An 18,580-nucleotide genomic window follows, 5' to 3' on the forward strand; every position below is an offset into this window, starting at 1 on the left:
TTTCTAATAAATTTTGATCGATGTATTTCCTACGGTAATTATGTCATTGCGGTGTAAATGGTGGCCTGCGAGGCTACCTATCAGTATTCCGTTTACATAGGTGCCATTTTTAGAGGTCACCCATGTTTGTATTTTATTATTCCACTGTCCATCTCTGATGAATATTCCATTGCCAATTCTTTCGAAAGTGGCATGTCTTCTTGAGATGTAATTGGATATGGTTTCTTCCAGCACCACTTCATTTTTAACTGAAGAGGATCTTCTTCCCAGGCAGATAGTTCTTTCCAGGGCTACTTCATATAGTTTTCCATATTCTTCACCATCCAGAATCCTTAGTTTGAAATCCGAAGTGCAAGGCATATTGTCATTCGAGAAATGCTGTCCTTTGAGATCCATTCGAACCTCTCCTACATTCTGGTACCGTTTTTCTCTGTCAGATGAAAGGCACTTTGCGATGATCTTTTTCCAGGTTGGATCCAGTTTGAGCGATGATTCAAAAGGAACAAAATCTCCTTTTGAAGCCTTGCGTATATATGGGTCTATATCGTCATGCGTCTCCCATGGCCCAAAAGGCAGCTTTGAACTGATCATCTCATAGCACACCACGCCGAATGAAAAAATATCAATTGTCGGAAGCAAAGTATTCTTTCGCTTGACCGGTGACAATTGTTCAGGTGCCATATATGCGTAGCTACCAAAGATCTGTTCAGGTTTACCTTCATTGTTGACGACGGTCAGCTGTATGTTGATATGACCTGATATACCGAAATCTGTTAGTTTAGGATTGCCTGCAGAATCGAAAAGTACATTCTCTGGTTTGAGGTCTCTGTGGATCTTACCATTCATATGTAAGTCCTGTAGTCCGGTAAGGATCTTTTCAGCCACGTCCAATGATTCGGCTAATGAAATACCTGAGTCTATCTTTCTTTCAAGATTGCCGCCACTGCAGAATTCCATTACGAAGTAGGGTATTCCTTCCAGTTGATTCATCTCTATAGATCTGATCAGGTATTGACTTGCGATCTGACCAGTTTCGAATTCCAGTTCAAATCGTTTTATCAGATTTGCTTGAGCGTGATCTGGAACTGACCAGACTTTTAAGAATTTGATTGCGACAAAATCCTTGTCTGAAATGCGTTGTGCTTTGTAAACGATACCAAATCGACCTTCGCCCAAGACTGACATCAACTTGTATCCATGTACAGATTCTGTATTTTGGATCAATGCCTGCCAGGAGGATTCTGTATGTTGGGTCGTCATTTCCATCATTATTCGGCTGAGAATTTAAACATTTTATTTCCCATCAGTATGATGTCACCTTCGTTTAAAGTAACCTTTCCACTTACTTTGATAAAAGTAGTTTGCATAGCACTCGTATCTTCTATGGTCCATGCGCCGTTATCAAAGCTGATCACCGCCTGACCTGACGAAGTAATGGTTGTGTTGGAAGGATCCAGCTGCTCTCTAGTAAGGTGGTTGCTTTTCTGATCAAGTGTAATTGGGCCCTTTTCTGCACTAAGGTCTGAATGCAACGGCGTTAAAAAGCTTTTAGCCGGTTTTGCAGCTTGCTCAGCATATGGATTAATAGTCAAATCCATTGCTTTGCGAGTTTTAACAGGAGCCGAGGTATTGTCCCTTACAGCAATAACTGTTGATTCTACTTGCTTAACTACCGGGGCTGATTGTGCCTTTAATGGAGTATCACATTTGACACAATTTTCGGCCATTGGTTGATTAGGATAGCCGCATCCAGGGCACTTATTTGTATCCTGACCAAGCTGTTGGTGGATGGCAGTAGTTGACTTATCTATTTTGGCCTCTTTAACAGGTGAGCTATTTCTTATGACCAGGGATCCATCCAATGGCGCATTACATTGGTGGCATTTGAGCGCGTTTGCAGGATTGGTAGCTTTACAGTTTTTGCACATGACCTGAGAGTCACCCAGTGAAGCACGATTGCTGTGATCTACCACCATAGAACCATCCAACGGTGCATTGCATTGATGACATTTAAGGGCATCTGCGGCATTGGTAGCGTTACAATTCTTGCAAGTAACATTGCCTGAATGAAGGGGATCGGAAGTTCTTGCCGCTACCATAGAACCATCCAGGGGAGCGTTGCAATTGCTGCATTTTAAAGCTTGGGCACTGTTTTGTGTGCCACAATTTTTACATTTCATCTGATAATTTTTTTTAAAATTGAATACAAATTTTCCCTTGCCTATCCACCTAAAGGGAAGAGATATGTAATTGAGAACTGTGCCGACCTGCTTTTGATGGAGGCTGAACTATTGGCTTTTCCATTGATGTTTTTTAAACCCCATAATATGCGTGCATCAAAATATAACCTTCCCATATCGAGTTCTTTGTAAATACCTGCTCCAACGGCAATACCCATATCTGATTTTTTAAATTGGAATTCTTGTCGGTCTCCTTTAAAGGGTTTGAAATCAAGTAGTAGATCGTTTGGATAGGACTTCAAAAGGTCTGTATAGTTCTCAGTGATGGAGGCGTCATTGGCAATCAATTGATTATCAGATGTTTTTTTGCCATCTTGGTTTACGATTGTGCTAGTGCCTTTGGATCCAATTCCTAAGGAAAAGAATGGACCTGTTTCAAGGTATAGGCCATTGGATCCTCCGATGAATTCATATTTAAACATCAGTTGACTTTCAACATAGTTAAGTTTGATTTTGATGTTTTCGTATAGGTTCGGCAAGTCAAATCGTTCTTTTTCATCTGCCTTACCATTGTCTCGATCTTCAGGTTCAGCAAGATTGTCGAGGGAATAATCTGAAAAATAATTTCCCTCAGCTATGATAGCTTTTGCTTTATTGCCTGTGCGAATCGCTTTAAGTTTGGTTCCACGGGTGACGAACTGAACTTCCGGTTGTATAGAAAAACCAAATACGATTGGAATTTCTACCATTATACCAGCGAGAGGATTGAGAAAGATAGGGCTGCTTTTATGATTTGGTTGTGATTCGAAGCTCATTAGAGATGGTGCCAGTCCAAGTTTCGCGCCGACATAAAGTTGGCCTTGTAAAGAAGAGGAGGCAAGAGTTATTGCTATTATTAGAATTAATATATTTTTCATTTTAATGTTTTTAGTATTGATGAATGATAATCGTATTTGGTGATTATTTTATGATGACTAACTTTTCCTTTATTACAGAATCGCCGTGTTTTATAGTTATTGTATAGAATCCTGGTTGCAGATCATTGATCTGATATCTGTGATTGAATGCACCAAATATCTTTTTGCCTTGTTCAAGTACTTTGACTATTCTGCCAGAAGCGTCATATATTTTTGCATCTATTTGTTCTTCTTTCACTGTGGATAATTCAATGTTGATAAAATCACTTGCAGGATTAGGATAGACCTTGTCTTTAATATTAGAGTTGCCTGAACGCTCTTTCAATTGATTGATGTTGACAGTTTTTACAATAGAATCATTGCCGATTGTTTTAGCTATAAATGTTAGTGTGCCAAATCTCTCTACACCCTGGTCGTTGTCTGTTACAGTCAATGTTACGATTTGATTTTTTTTACCTTTCAAAGGAGCGATGTCCTTTATCCATGGATTGTCATTGATTATTTCCCAATCTAGGTCAGAAAGTACCTGAAATCCATAGGTATTTTCATCTTTGAATGCTGTGAATTCAGAAGGTACATTCAGGTAACCTGAATTTTCGCTAGGTTGAGAGATAGTAAAGTATGTCGTGTCCAGCCCATTGTTATAAACCATCGTGATTCTGGAATATCTATTTAACGGTGTTGTATTTTTCTCAACCTGTACGGTAAATTCTGCATTTTTAGTACCGGATTTTGCTGATTTGATAGTGACCCATTTTTTGATCGTATTCCTTTTGTATAAGTTTCCAATCAGTATTAGTTAGGATATCTAGGCTGAAGGTTTCTTTTGTGAATGGGGTGATTTTTTCGTTAACTGGATAGAAAACAGCTGTAGGCTCATGAACAGAATCCTGACGAATAATGACCGGTATCTCTGTCGTTCCATCGTATATAAAAAGTCTTGTGTATAAAGGAACAGGAAGCGTATTTTTACTAGCACAGAGTTTGATTGTCGCGCTGGCGGTGCCTGAAAGAGGTGCTGCACTTGTTAAAAAGAAAGGAGGATAGTCTGTGTCAAATCCTGACTGCCATGGAGCTGAAGAAGTCACAGCGATGTTTTGACAATCACCAGAAGGCGGTATCGTTATAAAGGTTGGGTTGACAGTCAATGTTCCACTTCCGCCTCCAAGGCAAGCGGCATTATTGATTCTGTTAAGAATGTAATTTTTGGGTTGAGGCCCAAAGCCAAGAGACATATTGATTCCTACGGATTGCTGATGGCAATAACTCATAGTGGTTCCGCCTTCTGCAGGATAACCGGGTAAGTTACATTGTCCTTCTATATAGTCTGCACATCCATCAATTGCTGTATTGTTGCCATTCCATACACAAGCATGCGTGTGACGGGAACCTAATAAATGTCCGATTTCGTGTGTGCATACCTGTACGTCCCAAGAGAAAGTAGGTATATTTTCAAAAGTACCATCTACGCCAGCGATACATTTTGAACTATCCGGTTCACTTGCACACAATGCATTGAATCCTGTAGCAACGCCACCTCCAATGTCTTGAAGTGTGATCAACTGAGCTACATTTCCTTCAAATGCACCTGAGTTTTTTTGGAAGGACACAAGATAGTCGCCTGTCTTATCTTCTGAATTTGGGTCATATGAATAAGGACTCGCTGTATCCCAGGCTTTAATCTTTGAAACCTTGAATGTAATTCCGTCCTTGGCATACATCGCTAGAACCTGATTGTACATCGCAGTGGCATAGCTCACTGCATTATTGACAGAGCCTGCTGCTATAATTATATCATGATCTAGTTCTACATAAAGATTTACTGTTTTTGCATTACGTTCTTCTATAGGCTGCTCACCTGAGATATCATGCTCCAGAGGTTTATCTTTTACTGAGCATACGTAATGTTGGTCAAAAGCAGTTTCCCTGTCATTGTAAAATGCATATGTCTCAGCACCTTTTATTTTACCAACGTTATAGTTGCCAGAAGCATCACTCATGATGCCAAAAATCTGATCTTCAAAGATGCTAAAAGCTACAAATGAATGCTCATTATCTCTGATTGTTCCCCTAAAATGTCTGCCCAATGGCAAGTTGATTATATCCTCCTTTGAGTTGACCACAGTAAAATTATCCGCGAAAATGTTGGCTTCGATAAGATCTACTTGAATTGTTTTTTCAGAAGTAAAAGGCAATGATAGTGATACTGCTTTATTGCCATTTTTAAACAGGTCATTTACAGACTTTTTGTTCAAATCCAGGAAATGAACAGCTGAATTGCGCGATGCAGCAAAATTTTGATTTTTTGAAATGCTGAACAGGTCATTATAAACTTTAAGGGCTTGTCCATTCAAATGATTACTTGATACCGATAGGACCAGAAGTAAACTAAAAATTAATGATTTCATTTGTAAAAATTTTTGTGATAACAATTTTGTTTTTTTGATTAAGATGATAGAGTGATGCTCTTTCATGTAATTTGACTGCAAGATATGGTGTGGTGTAGGCGGAATATTTTGTTTTACATGGTAGGGAGTTCTCGCATGACGGATGGATAGATTCGCGTGACGAATGGATAATGGGTAATTTGTAAACGGTAATGGGTGATCGGGTAATAAGAGCAGGCGGAACTTCTTGATGTCAACTTCAGAAAGATGGGTAATCGGTAATGGGTAATAGGTAATAAGAGCAAGCGGAACTCCTTGATGTTAATTTAAATCGATTATTAAACTGTCGAAATAGAGATTGAATAATGTCGTTTGCGGTAATAATTCTAATTTCATATTTCTAACTTCTAATTTTGCAAAGTAATCAGTGCAATCATATAAATCAATTAAATCCCTGCCCTTGTTGGCAGGAAAGCGTGGTTCAGAAAGATGGGTAATTGGTAATGGGTAATCGGTAATAAGAGCAAGCGGAACTCCTTGATGTTAATTTAAGTCGATAATTGAACTGCCGAAATGTAGATTGAATAATGTCGTTTCCGGTAATAATTCTAATTTCATATTTCTAACTTCTAATTTTGCAAAGTAATCAGTGTAATCGCATAAATCTATTAAATCCCTGTCTTTGTTGGCAGGCAAGCGTGGTTCAGACGAATAGGTAATCGGTAATGGGGAATCGGTTATAAGAGCAAGCGGAACTCCTTGATGTTAATTTAAGTCGATAATTGAACTGCCGAAATGTAGATTGAATAATGTCGTTTCCGGGAATTATTCTAATTTCAAATTTCTAACTTCTAATTTTAAAACGCAGTCAGTTCAATCATATAAATCAATAAAATCAGCGGTTCAGACGAATAGGTAATCGGTAATCACAGCAATTAAAAAGACCGACAAGAGAATTTCACTCTTGCCGGACTTTCAGGTGTTTTGAATTGTACTTTTAATTAGACTGCTTTCTTAGTTAGGCCCAGCATCAATAGTTCGCTGATCTGAATTTCGGTAACGTACTTTTTAATCCCATTCTTGTCTGTGTAATTACGATTAACGAGCTTTCCTTCTACTGCGATTTCCTTTCCTTTTTCCAGGTATTTCTCTGCGATCTCTGCAGTTTTACCCCACGCGATCAATGTGTGCCAGGTGGCTTCATTTACTAGTTCCCCGGAAGCGTTTTTGTACCGTTCGTTTGTCACTAAACTTATGCGGGCCATTTTTTTGCCGCCATCGAATGTTTTTACTTCCGGAATCTGACCTAAGTTACCGATCAATTGTACTTTGTTTTTTAGTGCATTCATGATAATGAATAATTTAAAGGTTTAAATTTTAGCTGTAAGCTATAGGCTTAGGCTATAAGCCAGTACGTATTTTTATTGGTAGCGGCTTACGGCTTATCGCTTATCGCTTATTGCCATTTGACATTACAAAGATGAGGTGGCTGTCAATAATTAGTCGGTCTTCAAACGTTTATAGTCGAATGTAAAGGTTTGTAAGCGTTTACAAACGTTTATACACATAAATTATTCATTAAAAAATCAATACAACAGTGAGCTGGTTAGGGCTTTCAAGTCTTTTCTGTTTTAAAATAATAGTATAAAAAAATAATTTTAAGTTTCGATAAAAAAAAAATTAGAAGCTTAGCCATATTTAAAATGTCAATAAAATACTTAAAATCTAATCATCGGAGCAATTGTCAACCTATGGTCTCATTCTAAACTTATTTCTACTTGTTTGACCTTATGCCATTATTTCCTAAACTGAACTGCTTTTCTAATTGAATAGCAATAAAACTGAATATTTAGATGATAAGTATTCGTAATTGCATTATTCGTTTTTTTGTTCTTTAGATAGATTCTCCAAGGCTTTATTCAAAATCATCCGTATCATCTCCAAAGGCAGATCTTTTTCGGGATCTACTCTAAAGATCTTCATTCTGGAGCGCTTTCCTTGCTCTAATTCAGGCATATCAAAGAGTTTGCCATCTGCAACTAGAATATAAGGTTCGTCCGTTTTTCTATCCGTCCATAGATAACAGATGATCTTTTTTTATAACAAAAGCAGGGCATAAAATATTTCTGTGTTTCTGTGATCACCGGGTTATGATCAAGAATAATTTCACGCAAAGCCAGAAGGCAACTTCTGAAAGGTTCTACTTTGCTCAGGTAGTATGATTGAAGTTTTTCGGTCATTCGATAGTGTACATCTTGATTAATTTTTTTTAAAGTTGAATACCTGACAAAGCATAATAAAGCAAATTGTAAATCAAAGTTGTTTTTTTTTAACCTCATACATTCTACTCCATTTAAGAATCAATGGTAAAAAAATTAAAGTAGGTAATAACCAGAATACGAACGCTGGAACTTGTGGTAAATAAGCGACATTCACTACTAGAAAAGCAGTTAGAGAAGCGATGTATCCGCCTATCATTCTTTGAAGATGTGCGAGCAACCAATAATTTTTTGACTTGAATTTTCCTTTAAAGTGGTTGAAATCAGTCTTAACAAAGCTAAGGCCCAAATAACCGAATACAATAAATACTAATCCAAAATAATTACTTTTAACCACAAAATAAATTCCGAATACTATGAATACGATTCCAAACACTAACATAATAATTGTGATTATCCAATCAAGCATTTGTGGTTTTTGTTTTGACCCCAATAATTTCAAATAAATATATCTTTTACCCGTAATAATCATATATAAAGTGAATATACCTACAATAAATAAAAAGTAATTAGTATGCAAAATAGATAAAACGAGAGATGAAAATCCTGCTGTTATCATTGCGTAAACGAATATATTGCCTATGAGTCGATGATTTTTGTCTGCCTTTTTTCTAATGATATTTATGGTTCCTGTGATAAGTCCGACTGAGCCACCGATGATGTGAATGATTAAAAATATTTTAAATAAAGTGTCCATGTGTTTTGTGATTTTTTCTCTAATAAAGGTAAATTATTATTTAATTATTCGGTTCAGATCCAATTACATATTTCTGAAATACCCTTCCTCTTTATATCCGGCACCCAACATTCTTCAACAGGATAACCTACCGGAATCAACAAAAAGGGCTTCTCATTTATAGGCCTGTTCAAGATCTTGGACAGGAAATTCATAGGACTCGGTGTATGTGTCAATGCCACTAAACCTGCGTGATGTATGGCAGCGAGCAGAAAGCCACAGGCTATTCCACAGCTTTCTGTCACATAATAATTTTGGTGTTTGTGGTTATTCTCTTCTATTTCATAGCTCCTTTTGAAGACCACAATGAGGTAAGGCGCAATTTCTAAAAAAGGTTTATTCCAATCTGTTCCAATGGGCTCAAGATCTTTCAACCATTCTTCCGTCATTCGATGATCATAACTTTCCCGTTCTTCCTTTTCTGCAGCAATTCGAATTTGTTTCCTTATCTCCGGATCTTTGACTACACAAAAGGTCCAGGGTTGTTTGTGTGCCCCTGAAGGAGCTGTGGAGGCCGTGAGCAGGATATTTTCAATGACACTTTCCGGGATTTCCTTGTCTGAAAAATCCCGCACACTTCTTCGGCTATCCATCGTTTCCAGAAATTTATGACTTCTGCTTTCCATTTCTTCGATATCATAAGCCTCCTTTGAGTAAGTTATGAATGGGTAGTTGTTGATATATTTTATGGACATATAATTTCTAATTTATTTTTTCTAATTTAAAATAATTTAATGGTAATCAACCTATTAATATCTGTCCGTAATAGTCTCTCCTTTGGCCACCACAAAAGGGTGAAATTCGCCCATTGACAAAACAAATCATAATTAATCATGAAAATCCGCGTCATCTGCGTTCCATTTTCATCAAGTTATCTATTTTTATTTTTGGAAGCAAAGCATTCCAGCTTTACTAATTTCTCCTTTATAACTAAATTTAATGTACTGTAAATCAAATAATTAAAATAATTAGTGAAAGCTCCCCCTTGGCCCCTCAAACAAGGGGGATATGTTTTCACCTCTTACTCTTCACTCTTATTGTTACCTTTTTGATTTTGGAAGCAAAGAATTACAGTGGAACTAATTTCTAATTTCTAATTTCACACTTCAACAAACTTCGACATATACATATACCAGTTCCATTCCCATGTTTCTCCATTATCATCTGAAAATGCCTGACTCCAAATCAGATTATTTTCATCTCTTGCGTCCCATCGAAAGGCAACCAAAATGGGTCTTCCTTCGAAAATGTCTTTGGTGATGAAGTGTCCGATCTTGTTCTCAAATGAACCCTGCACCGGAGGATCCATTTTTCCCGTGTTGGAATCTGCCCAATAAATACTCCACAGTTTTGTAAGCGGATCAAATAACCTGAGTGACATGCCTTCAAAAGGCTCACCATCAAAGGTGGCAAGAAAGTTGTCAATATTACCCAGCCCATTTAGTATTTTATACATTTCCTGTGTAGATTGAAATTCAGTCCATTCGGTACAATTATTTAGTCGGCTGGCTAACTTTTTGTTCCTCAGATTCCATTTACCAACAAAGAAATCAAAGTCATTCATGGATGAGGTAGAAGTTGGATTAATTATTAATTCTCCATTGGAATCGAAGTGTATTTCCGGAATTTTAATTTCTATTATTTCGGCCATCGGGATTTATTTTTTTGTTAAAAATACATTTTGTTGGTGAATTATCTGTGTTATCATTGTAATCCGAATAATCTGTGATTCAGACAAAAAAAAGCAATTCACGCAAAGAAAGTAAGAAGCGCGAAAGACGCGAGGATAGAAAATACATGAAAAAATTTAAGAAAATACTGAACGGTGTAGCATTTGACGATAGTCAAATAGCTTTGTGAACCTCAAAAGATGCTGGCCCGAAGTGCGCTCTATAAAATTGGCAGAATAATTAATTCAATATTCTAATAAAAGAATCTTTGTGAAACTCAGTGATACAAACCTCATATTCATCAATCCATCACCGACCCATTATTCACTTCCTTGACCTTTTCCATTTCAAAGATCAATTGTAAATAATTGTATTGCCAACCTAATCCTGCTGATGAAGATCCCAGATCATAATTCCATACATTGAGAGAATCACTATTGTCAGGTCGACCTATTAGTTCAATTATCTGTTTTTTACTTTCTCCCTCCAACAATCTATTATCAACTATATCTTCTTTCATTTCATATCTTAAAGCTGGATCTGAAACCCATCTTTTTCGATCAAATTCTCGCTCAGGTTCATACAGAAACCAAGATAAATAAATAAATGAAATAATTATAAATAGTATAGGTGAGATAAAAACAGCAATTCCAAGGGAAGTAATATTTCGTTGTTTCTTTTCTGCAACATAATTTTTCAAAATTTTGAGCAATACAAAATAACTTGAAATAATTAATAAGAGAAACGTGAGTAGAATTTCCGGTAACATGTTTATTTGTGAATTTAATTAAGACGAATTAAATTACCTCAATTATCTCTCAACTGCCTTCATCACCCTCAATATATTTCCCCCATAGATCTTATTAATATCCTTTTGACTGTATCCTCTGGATAAAAGTGCTTTGGTGATCAATGGATATGTGGTCACGTCATCCAGCATAAGTGGTGGTAAGATGATTCCGTCAAAGTCAGAACCTATACCAACGTAGTCAATTCCGACTAACCTAATGATATATTCTATGTGATCGATGAGCAATTCGAAAGGAGCACGCAGCAATTGGGATTCAGCTCTATATAATTTATGAATAGTTTCTTCAGCGATATATTCATTGACTCCTGTACTTTTGAGGCTGTCCATTTCAGCCTGATGCTTGCTAAGGAATGCGTCCTCTCTTGCACCTTCAGTTGGATCTATAAATCCGGAGTTAAAATTGACCTGGATGACGCCACCGTTTTTTGCTATAGCTTTTATCTGGTCATCTTTCAAATTACGTTGATGTGGACAAAGTGCGTACACAGAGCTGTGGGAAGCGATGATGGGTTTAGTCGAAGTGGCTATGACATCCCAAAAAGTATGTTCACCGACGTGAGAAACATCAACCATAATGCCGAGTTCATTCATTCGTTTGACGATATCTTTTCCAAATATGGAAAGCCCTTTGTCTTTATATTCAGCGTTGTGTTTTTCGTCATAGGCGCTGGTCGCCCAGTCAGTGCTATTATTCCAGGTAAGCGTTATATAGCGGACACCTCTGTCGAATAAAACATTCAAATTATCTAAATTATTCTCTATCTGATGACCTCCTTCGATACCGACCAATGCAGCTATTTTGTGTTGTTTTACTACTTTCAACAATTCATCGACACTGCCAACTTTGACAATTTTATCAGGATTGCGTTTGATGACAGCATCCAGGCTGTCTATTTGTCGATTGGCATACGCATATGGATCAATTTGTTTACCATCGCTCCAGACGGAGAAAAATTGTACATCCAGACCGCCTTTTTTGAAACGAGCCAAATCGCTATGTGTCTTCCCGGTCAGGTCTGCATCCAATTCGTAACCATATTGCATTGTCTTGGTGAGGAAGTCATTGTGTGTGTCTATGAGAATAGCTTTATTGTGAACGTCCATATAAGTTTGGCTATATATTTTGAAAGAAAAGATGGTAAAGAAAAGTAATAGGAATTTATACTTCATAAAAAATATTTTAAATGGTAATGTCCAAAGGAATAAATATAAGATATTTTAGAAAGCTCAATGAATATATATGATTGCATATCACGATTTTTGTTTGAAGTTAAGTGTGATATTAACATGATAATTATTAAGGTGGAACGCAGATTTTCATGGTTGTCATGATCGGGTTATGATTTTTTTAAAATAATTTGAAGAATTGACCGATGGGAGCAGAATTTGACGACAGCCAAATCTCTCTGTGAACCTCAAAAGCTTTCCAATCGAGGTATAATCTCAAAACCAAGCGCTGCATTAAATCAATTATGCATTCAAAAACCTCTGAGCAACTATGTGATATCAACTTAACTTTAGTTCACGCAAAGGAAGGAAGAAGCGCTAAGGACGCGAAGTGAGTACATAAATAAAAAAAATTAAAGCCAGTCTGAACGGTGTAGCATTTGACAAAAGTCAAATCTCTCTGTGAACCTGAAAAATATCCAATCGAAGTATAATCTCAAAGGCAAGCGAATTTCTAAAACATATTTATAATCAAAAACCTCTGTGCAACTCTGTGATATACCTTCAAAATCTCTTTTTCCCTCCATCGTAAAACATCCCTGAAAACTACCATTTTTTCTAAATATCAACAAAATACACATGGCGCATATATTTAATGTGTTAGTTTTGTATTCTTTCAATTTATTAATTTATCATTTAAACATATATCTCATGAAATATGCAATACTCTTTATTGGCCTGCTTCTAGCAGGAACAGCATCCTCTCAACATGTAAGATTTGGTGTAAAAGGTGGCGGCGACGTATCACTTTTCAACGCTTCCGGTCCTCAGAATATCACAGCAAAGCCGGGATTCGGTGGTTATGCAGGTGGAATAGTGGAGATCGGCAAATTCGATGGATCCAGACCAAAACTACAATTCGAATTGGTAGCATCTCAGCGCGGTATCAAAAACAATTATAAAGTAGGCGATGACATTATTTCCAAGCGGTCAATTTCACTATTTCAGTTGTCTTTCCCGGTTTTATTCAGGTATTTTATCAGGCCATCATTTAGTTTAAATGCCGGTGGTGCTTTTAATTATAATGTTTATGCTCAAGGAAAAACGACTTCAGTCAAAAACAATGCTACAGTGGTCAATAAGTATATGGATAAAGACCAATTGCAGAGCGTGCAGGGTAATTTATTGTTGGGTATCAATTATTATTACATGTTGGGATTTTTCCTTGATGTGAGGTACAATTTCTTTGGCACACCATTATTGAAGGATATTGGTTCGCTTAACTACAAGGATAATTTACATACAATACAAGTGGGTGTTGGGTACAAATTCCAGCATCATGTGAAAGGGAAGGGTAAGAAGTAGTAGATTTTAAATACCTAAATTCCTAAATTCTAATAATCTATTCAAAAAGTGAAGCAACTGAATAGCTTGCCGTTGACTTTAGTCAACGGATATTAGATCAGAAACTAAGGACTTTATTCCTTTAGATTTAAGAAAACATTCGACTTTAGCCAGAAATTTAAAAATTGAATAGCTAAAGCAATTGTGTCGAACATCATTTAAAGCGACTAAAGTCGGAAGTTTGTAAATGCGAGGTCCGTCGGTTAAAACCGACGGTAAAATATGTGCTTTGAACAAGGAAATAATAGAATACTGAAATAGCTTGCCGTTGACTTTAGTCAACGGATATTAGATCAGAAACTAAGGACTTTAGTCCCCTGGAATTAAGAAAACATTTGGCTTCAGCCAGATATCAGACAAATTGAATAGTTAAAGCAATTGTGTCGAATTTCTTTTAATGCGACTAAAGTCGGAAGTGAGAGAAGCCTGGATCCGTCGGTTAAAACCTAGGTAAAATATATACTTTGAACAAGGAAATAATGGAGTGCTAAAATAGTTTGCCGTTGGTTTTAACCAACGGATAAGGAGTGTTAAGCCAGTTTTATTTCTCCTTCCAATTTTGTTTTCGTACTAATTTTTCTTATTTTTATAAAATTACGAACTAAAATTTAAATTATTTTCATGGATTTTGATGAAGCATATAGTCTAATTGTAAAAAAAATTACCAATTGGTCTCATGAGTTTGTGCTCATGTTGCCTAATTTTCTAGTCGCATTAATAGCACTTGTATTGGGGTTTCTAATAGCAAGGGGAGTAAGGAGAATTGCAAGGAAAGTTATATTTAAGGTTTCTACCAATAGCGCTTTGAATGGGTTGTTTATTTCAGTGATTTATTTTGTTTTTATTATTATAACACTATTTGTAGTGTTAAGCATTCTTCAACTTGATAAAGCTGTGGTATCTATACTTGCGGGAGCAGGAGTTCTTGGATTGGCTCTTGCCTTCGCCTTTCAGGATATTGCAGCCAATTTTATCTCAGGAGTATTTATCTCTTTACGTCGTCCTATTCAGATCGGAGATATAGTCAAAATAGGAGAATACATGGGAGAGGTAACAGACATTAATTTGAGAGATACTGTGCTTCTTACCTTTCAAGGGCAATTGGTTATTATTCCAAATAAAAGTGTCTTTCAGAACCCTATCGAAAATTATTCTATGCTCGGTAAACGACGGATGGATCTCGAAGTTGGTGTCTCTTATGGCGAAGATCTGGAGAGAGTAATGCGCATTACATTGGATGCGGTGAAGAATATTGAAGGATTGTCTAAAGATGAACAAACCACTATGTTTTATAAGGAATTTGGTGGGAGTTCGATTAATTATACGATCCGACTATGGCTCGAGAATGTCAAACCAGCATCTTATTTGATCGTATGTAACCAAGTAATAATCAATATCAAAAAGGCCTATGATGAAAATGATATTATGATTCCATTCCCGATCAGGACATTAGATTTTGGAATTAAGGGTGGCAAAGAACTTAGTGAAGTTAACTTGAGTATTTTGGATGGAAAAAGTAGCTAATTAATCTATTTTATATTTGTATTCAATTAACTAAGAAATAAAACATGGAGATTAATCTTCTACTTTTATCGACATAATTGGAATTCAATATAGACAATGCTCCCATGTAATCTAGTTTGAAGGAAATCAAATCTCCAACTTTATATTTCTTTTTCGTATGGGATATATCCACCACTGTCATGTCTGAACTGGCATCAATAATTTTAAGTTTTGTATCTTCTAATATAAGATATTGAGGCTGCATGTCCAATAGTCCTATATCAAGAATAGCCCTAGTTGAACTACCACTGAGGTCATCCTGGTCATCCATTGAAAAAGAATTACCAGCCACATTTTTACCTAATTCACCAATTGGCAAATCAGGTTTTTCTGTTATTTCTATGATTTCTGCATACAGTTTGAATACATCATTGTGCATCCCTTTCATCGTTTTTCCTGTGAAAAGATCTTTTCCAAAATACAATGCCTCACCTACTCGAAAATGATTTACTGCCATTGGGCTGGCATTTTTAAGTAATAATGGAATAGCTACACTTGTGCCCCCGGAAACCCATGGAATAGTTTTTTGAAATTTTGTCTCAATCAATAATTTATACAAACTTAATTGGATCAATTTATCTTGATTGGGCATTACGCCACTTAGACAATTTAGATTAGTACCGATCCCTGAAATCGAAATTCCATTTAAGCTCATCGCTCTTTGATAAAAGTCCAAAAGTTCTTCTCCTAATACGCCTTCCCTGAGATCCCCCATTTCAACCATGATGATGATCTTGTGAATCTTACCTTGTTTGATAGCTTCTTCTGATAGCCATTCGATTGTTCTGATCTCTGTATTGAAACTCACATCTGCATAACGAACTATTCTGGAAATACTTCTTTTAGCTGGTGGTTTGATATAAACTGTTTGAATTCCCGGATTTAATCTTTTAATTTTTTGAATATTACTTATTCGGGAATCATGGATTTCCATTGTTCCTAATGCAATTATTTCTTTTAGATAAATTTCATTACCCCAAAGCATCTTCGAAACGACACCCCATTCAATAATTCTGGACTTGAATAAATTATCCAGAAATTGATAATTCTGTTGAAGTTTCTTTCTGTTTAAAGTTATATATGCCATAAATCAAATAATTTTTCTGGGTATTTCCTGACTCAATCAGGTCAGTAATTCATAATTTAATAAATTGCTGAAGTCACTAAATGACGCAACAGATAAGTCCAAATTGTCCTGCCTGCCTATTAATACAACTTCATCTCCAATGTGGATAATTAAAATCTCAGAAACATCTACCAACATCATATTCATATTAATAGTGCCGATGACCTGGCAGCGATACCCGTTGATCAACACCCTTCCCTGATTACTAAGTGTACGACTGTATCCATGCGCGTAACCTATGGGGACGACCGCAATCTTCATATTTTCGGATGCCATGTAACTATTGCCATAACCGATAAATTGTCCCTGCGTAACCTTTCTGATGCTCATGACCTTTGATTTCCAGCTGATAACTCGACGAAGTGGATCAATGCGTTTTTTGCTTACATTGAGGTAATTGACAAATGCTTCCGGACTTGGCCAAAGGCCATATTGCATGATACCAATACGGACCATATCCATGCAAGTCTCAGGATACATCATTGCGGCGGCAGAGCAGGCAGTATGTCTAAGAATGGGAGTAAGCCCTTCAGCACAAAATCTATCGTACATTTTTGAATATTGTGCTATTTGATTCCTGACACGATAATAATTAGCGATGCTTTCTGCCCCGGCATAATGAGTGCATAACCCTTGAAAAATGAAATGATCTTGCTCCTTTTTTAAATATTTTATTAAGGAAGAAATCTCTTTAGGTTGAAACCCTGTCCTATTCATCCCGGTTTCGATCTCAATATGCAACATGACTTTTTTGCCAAGTTTCTTAGCTGATTTAATCGAGGCTTCCAATCTTTTCTTTTCGAAAACGTAAATCGAAACATTATTTTCAATTGCCCAAGGGATGGAAGTATTTTCGATCCAACCCATTATCATGATTTCTGCCCGATTTTTTACCACTTCATTGACCTGTCTGGCTTCGTTGCAGTCAAAAACAGAAAAATGAGTCACACCGGATTCTAAGGCCATTGTAACAAATGGTTTAATTCCATGACCATAAGCATTTCCTTTTACTACAGATGAAATTAGGACTTTTTTGCCAAAATGTTGTTTCAGAAATTGCCAATTGCTTTCAAAAGCTTCCCGGTTTATTTCGATAAAGGAATTGTCATGCATCCAGGGCCACTTTACTGATATTGTAAAAAATGTCTATGCCGGCTTGAATGATTTCATCTGGAAAGTCATAATCGGGATTGTGCAAAGCAGGTACATTTTCACCACTTCCCAAGCCAAACATGGCTCCTGAAAAATGCTCTGTAAAAAGCCCAAAATCCTCTCCCCATTTAAAAGGTGCATCTCTTTCTATTTTTGTCAATCCTGAATTAGTTACTGCTTTTCTCACAATATCAACAGCTTCCGAGCTATTTTCATTGGCCTTAAATTGTTGTGTCCATTCTATTTCGATGTCCAGTTTGTATTGTGCAGCGATGATGCGAGCAGTCTTTTCCAATGTTGTTTCGAGTTCCAACATTCTGTCATTTCGGGTTCTTCGGAAGGTGTAATGTACTTCTCCATTTCCTGCCGATATTCCGTAATCCTTAGTTCCCAAATGTGCATATATCAATGTCAAAACCGCAAAATCATCGCTCTTGAAATCGGGCTGATTTTTCCTTTCAAACGACTGAATTATGGCAGCAATAGCTTGTCCCGGATTAAGCCCAAATTCAGGTTCTGCGGCATGGGACGTCTTTCCTTTCAACTTTATAATAATGCTATTGACAGCACAGGTAAAGGTATTATCTTTGACCACAATTGCATTTTTTGGATAACCTGGAAGGTTGTGCAGTGCAAAAGCCAAATCCGGATGATAAGGTTTGAATTTTTCATCATTGTACATAGCCACTGCTCCCATGCCATTTTCCTCAGCTGGTTGGAATAATAGAATTATTCGTCCTTTTTGAGGCCTGTCGGAAGTGAGTTTCTTTGCCAAGCCGCACAAAATGGTGGCGTGTCCATCATGCCACATTTATGAGAAACATCTTCTGTCAATGATTTATAAGAAAAATCATTGATCTCCTGAATAGGTAAGGCATCCAATTCTGCTCGGAATAAAACTGTTTTGCCGGGTTCTTTTCCATTGAAAACGAAAAGTATTCCATCGCCTCCGACGTTAGTAATTATTTCATCCGGACCAAATGGTTCAATAAAATTTACCACTCTTTTGGCTGTTTCTTTTTCAAAACTGGAAAGTTCAGGATGTTGATGTATTTCTTTTCTTAGTTGAATTAAGTCTTGCATATTACAATGGTATTAATTTTGTTAAATTAAAAGAGGGTAGTTTTTAAGTTGAAATGGTGATCGGCGAGAAGCGAACGGCGAACAGTCAGGCAATTAATTGATTAT

19 protein-coding genes and 1 pseudogene are annotated in these 18,580 nt (G+C 36.7%); 2 read left to right on the forward strand and 18 right to left on the reverse strand.

Annotated features, from left to right (window positions below):
• Positions 1-3 precede the first annotated feature (3 nt).
• The 14 genes and pseudogenes from IPI15_RS07705 to IPI15_RS07760 all read right to left on the reverse strand — a co-directional run bounded on the left by IPI15_RS07705 (position 4) and on the right by IPI15_RS07760 (position 12,150).
• Positions 4-1,260: a protein kinase domain-containing protein gene (locus IPI15_RS07705; RefSeq protein ID WP_287419771.1), complete on the reverse strand. Its 1,257-nt coding sequence runs from the start codon at positions 1,258-1,260 to the stop codon at positions 4-6.
• A gap of 8 nt (positions 1,261-1,268) precedes the next feature.
• A complete protein-coding gene (locus tag IPI15_RS07710) occupies positions 1,269-2,180 on the reverse strand; it encodes a double zinc ribbon domain-containing protein (RefSeq protein ID WP_287419773.1) in 912 nt (303 codons plus the stop codon).
• Between the two features lie 41 nt (positions 2,181-2,221).
• Positions 2,222-3,097 carry an outer membrane beta-barrel protein gene (locus IPI15_RS07715; protein ID WP_287400463.1) on the reverse strand — a complete coding sequence of 292 codons (876 nt, stop codon included), beginning with the start codon at positions 3,095-3,097 and terminating at the stop codon, positions 2,222-2,224.
• A gap of 43 nt (positions 3,098-3,140) precedes the next feature.
• On the reverse strand, positions 3,141-3,749 hold the full coding sequence (locus IPI15_RS07720; protein ID WP_287419775.1) for a T9SS type A sorting domain-containing protein: 609 nt from the start codon (positions 3,747-3,749) through the stop codon (positions 3,141-3,143).
• 12 nt (positions 3,750-3,761) lie between these two features.
• Positions 3,762-3,860 (reverse strand): annotated as a pseudogene (locus IPI15_RS19820) (hypothetical protein); the annotation flags it as partial.
• On the reverse strand, positions 3,817-5,505 hold the full coding sequence (locus IPI15_RS07725) for a M12 family metallo-peptidase (protein ID WP_287419776.1): 1,689 nt from the start codon (positions 5,503-5,505) through the stop codon (positions 3,817-3,819). The gene IPI15_RS07725 and the pseudogene IPI15_RS19820, both read right to left, overlap by 44 nt.
• A 980-nt stretch (positions 5,506-6,485) precedes the next feature.
• On the reverse strand, positions 6,486-6,833 hold the full coding sequence (locus tag IPI15_RS07730) for a single-stranded DNA-binding protein (RefSeq protein WP_287400466.1): 348 nt from the start codon (positions 6,831-6,833) through the stop codon (positions 6,486-6,488).
• 526 nt (positions 6,834-7,359) lie between these two features.
• Positions 7,360-7,500, reverse strand: a complete 141-nt coding sequence (locus IPI15_RS07735) for a hypothetical protein (RefSeq protein WP_287419777.1) — start codon at positions 7,498-7,500, stop codon at positions 7,360-7,362.
• A 23-nt stretch (positions 7,501-7,523) separates the two neighbouring features.
• A complete protein-coding gene (locus IPI15_RS19825) occupies positions 7,524-7,823 on the reverse strand; it encodes a DUF1801 domain-containing protein (RefSeq protein ID WP_353845290.1) in 300 nt (99 codons plus the stop codon).
• Complete coding sequence (locus tag IPI15_RS07740; RefSeq protein WP_287400469.1) at positions 7,798-8,460, reverse strand: DUF2306 domain-containing protein; 663 nt, start codon at positions 8,458-8,460, stop codon at positions 7,798-7,800. The genes IPI15_RS19825 and IPI15_RS07740 overlap by 26 nt, the downstream gene beginning before the upstream one ends.
• Positions 8,461-8,513: 53 nt before the next feature.
• Complete coding sequence (locus IPI15_RS07745; RefSeq protein WP_287400470.1) at positions 8,514-9,194, reverse strand: nitroreductase family protein; 681 nt, start codon at positions 9,192-9,194, stop codon at positions 8,514-8,516.
• Positions 9,195-9,598: 404 nt separating this feature from the next.
• A complete protein-coding gene (locus IPI15_RS07750) occupies positions 9,599-10,150 on the reverse strand; it encodes a hypothetical protein (RefSeq protein WP_287400471.1) in 552 nt (183 codons plus the stop codon).
• Positions 10,151-10,470: 320 nt separating this feature from the next.
• Complete coding sequence (locus IPI15_RS07755) at positions 10,471-10,869, reverse strand: hypothetical protein (protein ID WP_287400472.1); 399 nt, start codon at positions 10,867-10,869, stop codon at positions 10,471-10,473.
• 111 nt (positions 10,870-10,980) lie between these two features.
• Entirely contained in the window at positions 10,981-12,150 is a 1,170-nt protein-coding gene (locus IPI15_RS07760; protein WP_287400473.1) for a dipeptidase, read from the reverse strand.
• Positions 12,151-12,858: 708 nt separating this feature from the next.
• Here IPI15_RS07760 and IPI15_RS07765 point away from each other — a divergent pair.
• Positions 12,859-13,512, forward strand: a complete 654-nt coding sequence (locus IPI15_RS07765) for a porin family protein (protein WP_287419779.1) — start codon at positions 12,859-12,861, stop codon at positions 13,510-13,512.
• Between the two features lie 660 nt (positions 13,513-14,172).
• Positions 14,173-15,075 carry a mechanosensitive ion channel family protein gene (locus tag IPI15_RS07770; protein WP_287419782.1) on the forward strand — a complete coding sequence of 301 codons (903 nt, stop codon included), beginning with the start codon at positions 14,173-14,175 and terminating at the stop codon, positions 15,073-15,075.
• Between the two features lie 22 nt (positions 15,076-15,097).
• On the opposite strand, the gene IPI15_RS07775 is transcribed toward IPI15_RS07770, so the two are convergent.
• From IPI15_RS07775 to IPI15_RS07790, 4 genes are read right to left on the reverse strand one after another with little or no spacing between them, the layout of a single operon-like run.
• A complete protein-coding gene (locus IPI15_RS07775; RefSeq protein WP_287419784.1) occupies positions 15,098-16,201 on the reverse strand; it encodes an alanine/ornithine racemase family PLP-dependent enzyme in 1,104 nt (367 codons plus the stop codon).
• Between the two features lie 36 nt (positions 16,202-16,237).
• Positions 16,238-17,353, reverse strand: a complete 1,116-nt coding sequence (alr, locus tag IPI15_RS07780) for an alanine racemase (protein WP_287419786.1) — start codon at positions 17,351-17,353, stop codon at positions 16,238-16,240.
• Positions 17,346-18,167: a M20/M25/M40 family metallo-hydrolase gene (locus tag IPI15_RS07785; RefSeq protein ID WP_287419787.1), complete on the reverse strand. Its 822-nt coding sequence runs from the start codon at positions 18,165-18,167 to the stop codon at positions 17,346-17,348. The genes alr and IPI15_RS07785 overlap by 8 nt, the downstream gene beginning before the upstream one ends.
• Positions 18,122-18,475 (reverse strand): zinc-binding metallopeptidase family protein, encoded by a 354-nt coding sequence (locus tag IPI15_RS07790; protein ID WP_287419788.1) that lies wholly within the window; start codon positions 18,473-18,475, stop codon positions 18,122-18,124. Before IPI15_RS07790 ends, IPI15_RS07785 begins: the two co-directional genes overlap by 46 nt.
• Positions 18,476-18,580: the final 105 nt, after the last annotated feature.

Origin of the sequence: Candidatus Brachybacter algidus (assembly GCF_016707225.1) — a bacterium.
GTDB classification, from domain to species: domain Bacteria; phylum Bacteroidota; class Bacteroidia; order Chitinophagales; family Saprospiraceae; genus Parvibacillus; species Parvibacillus algidus.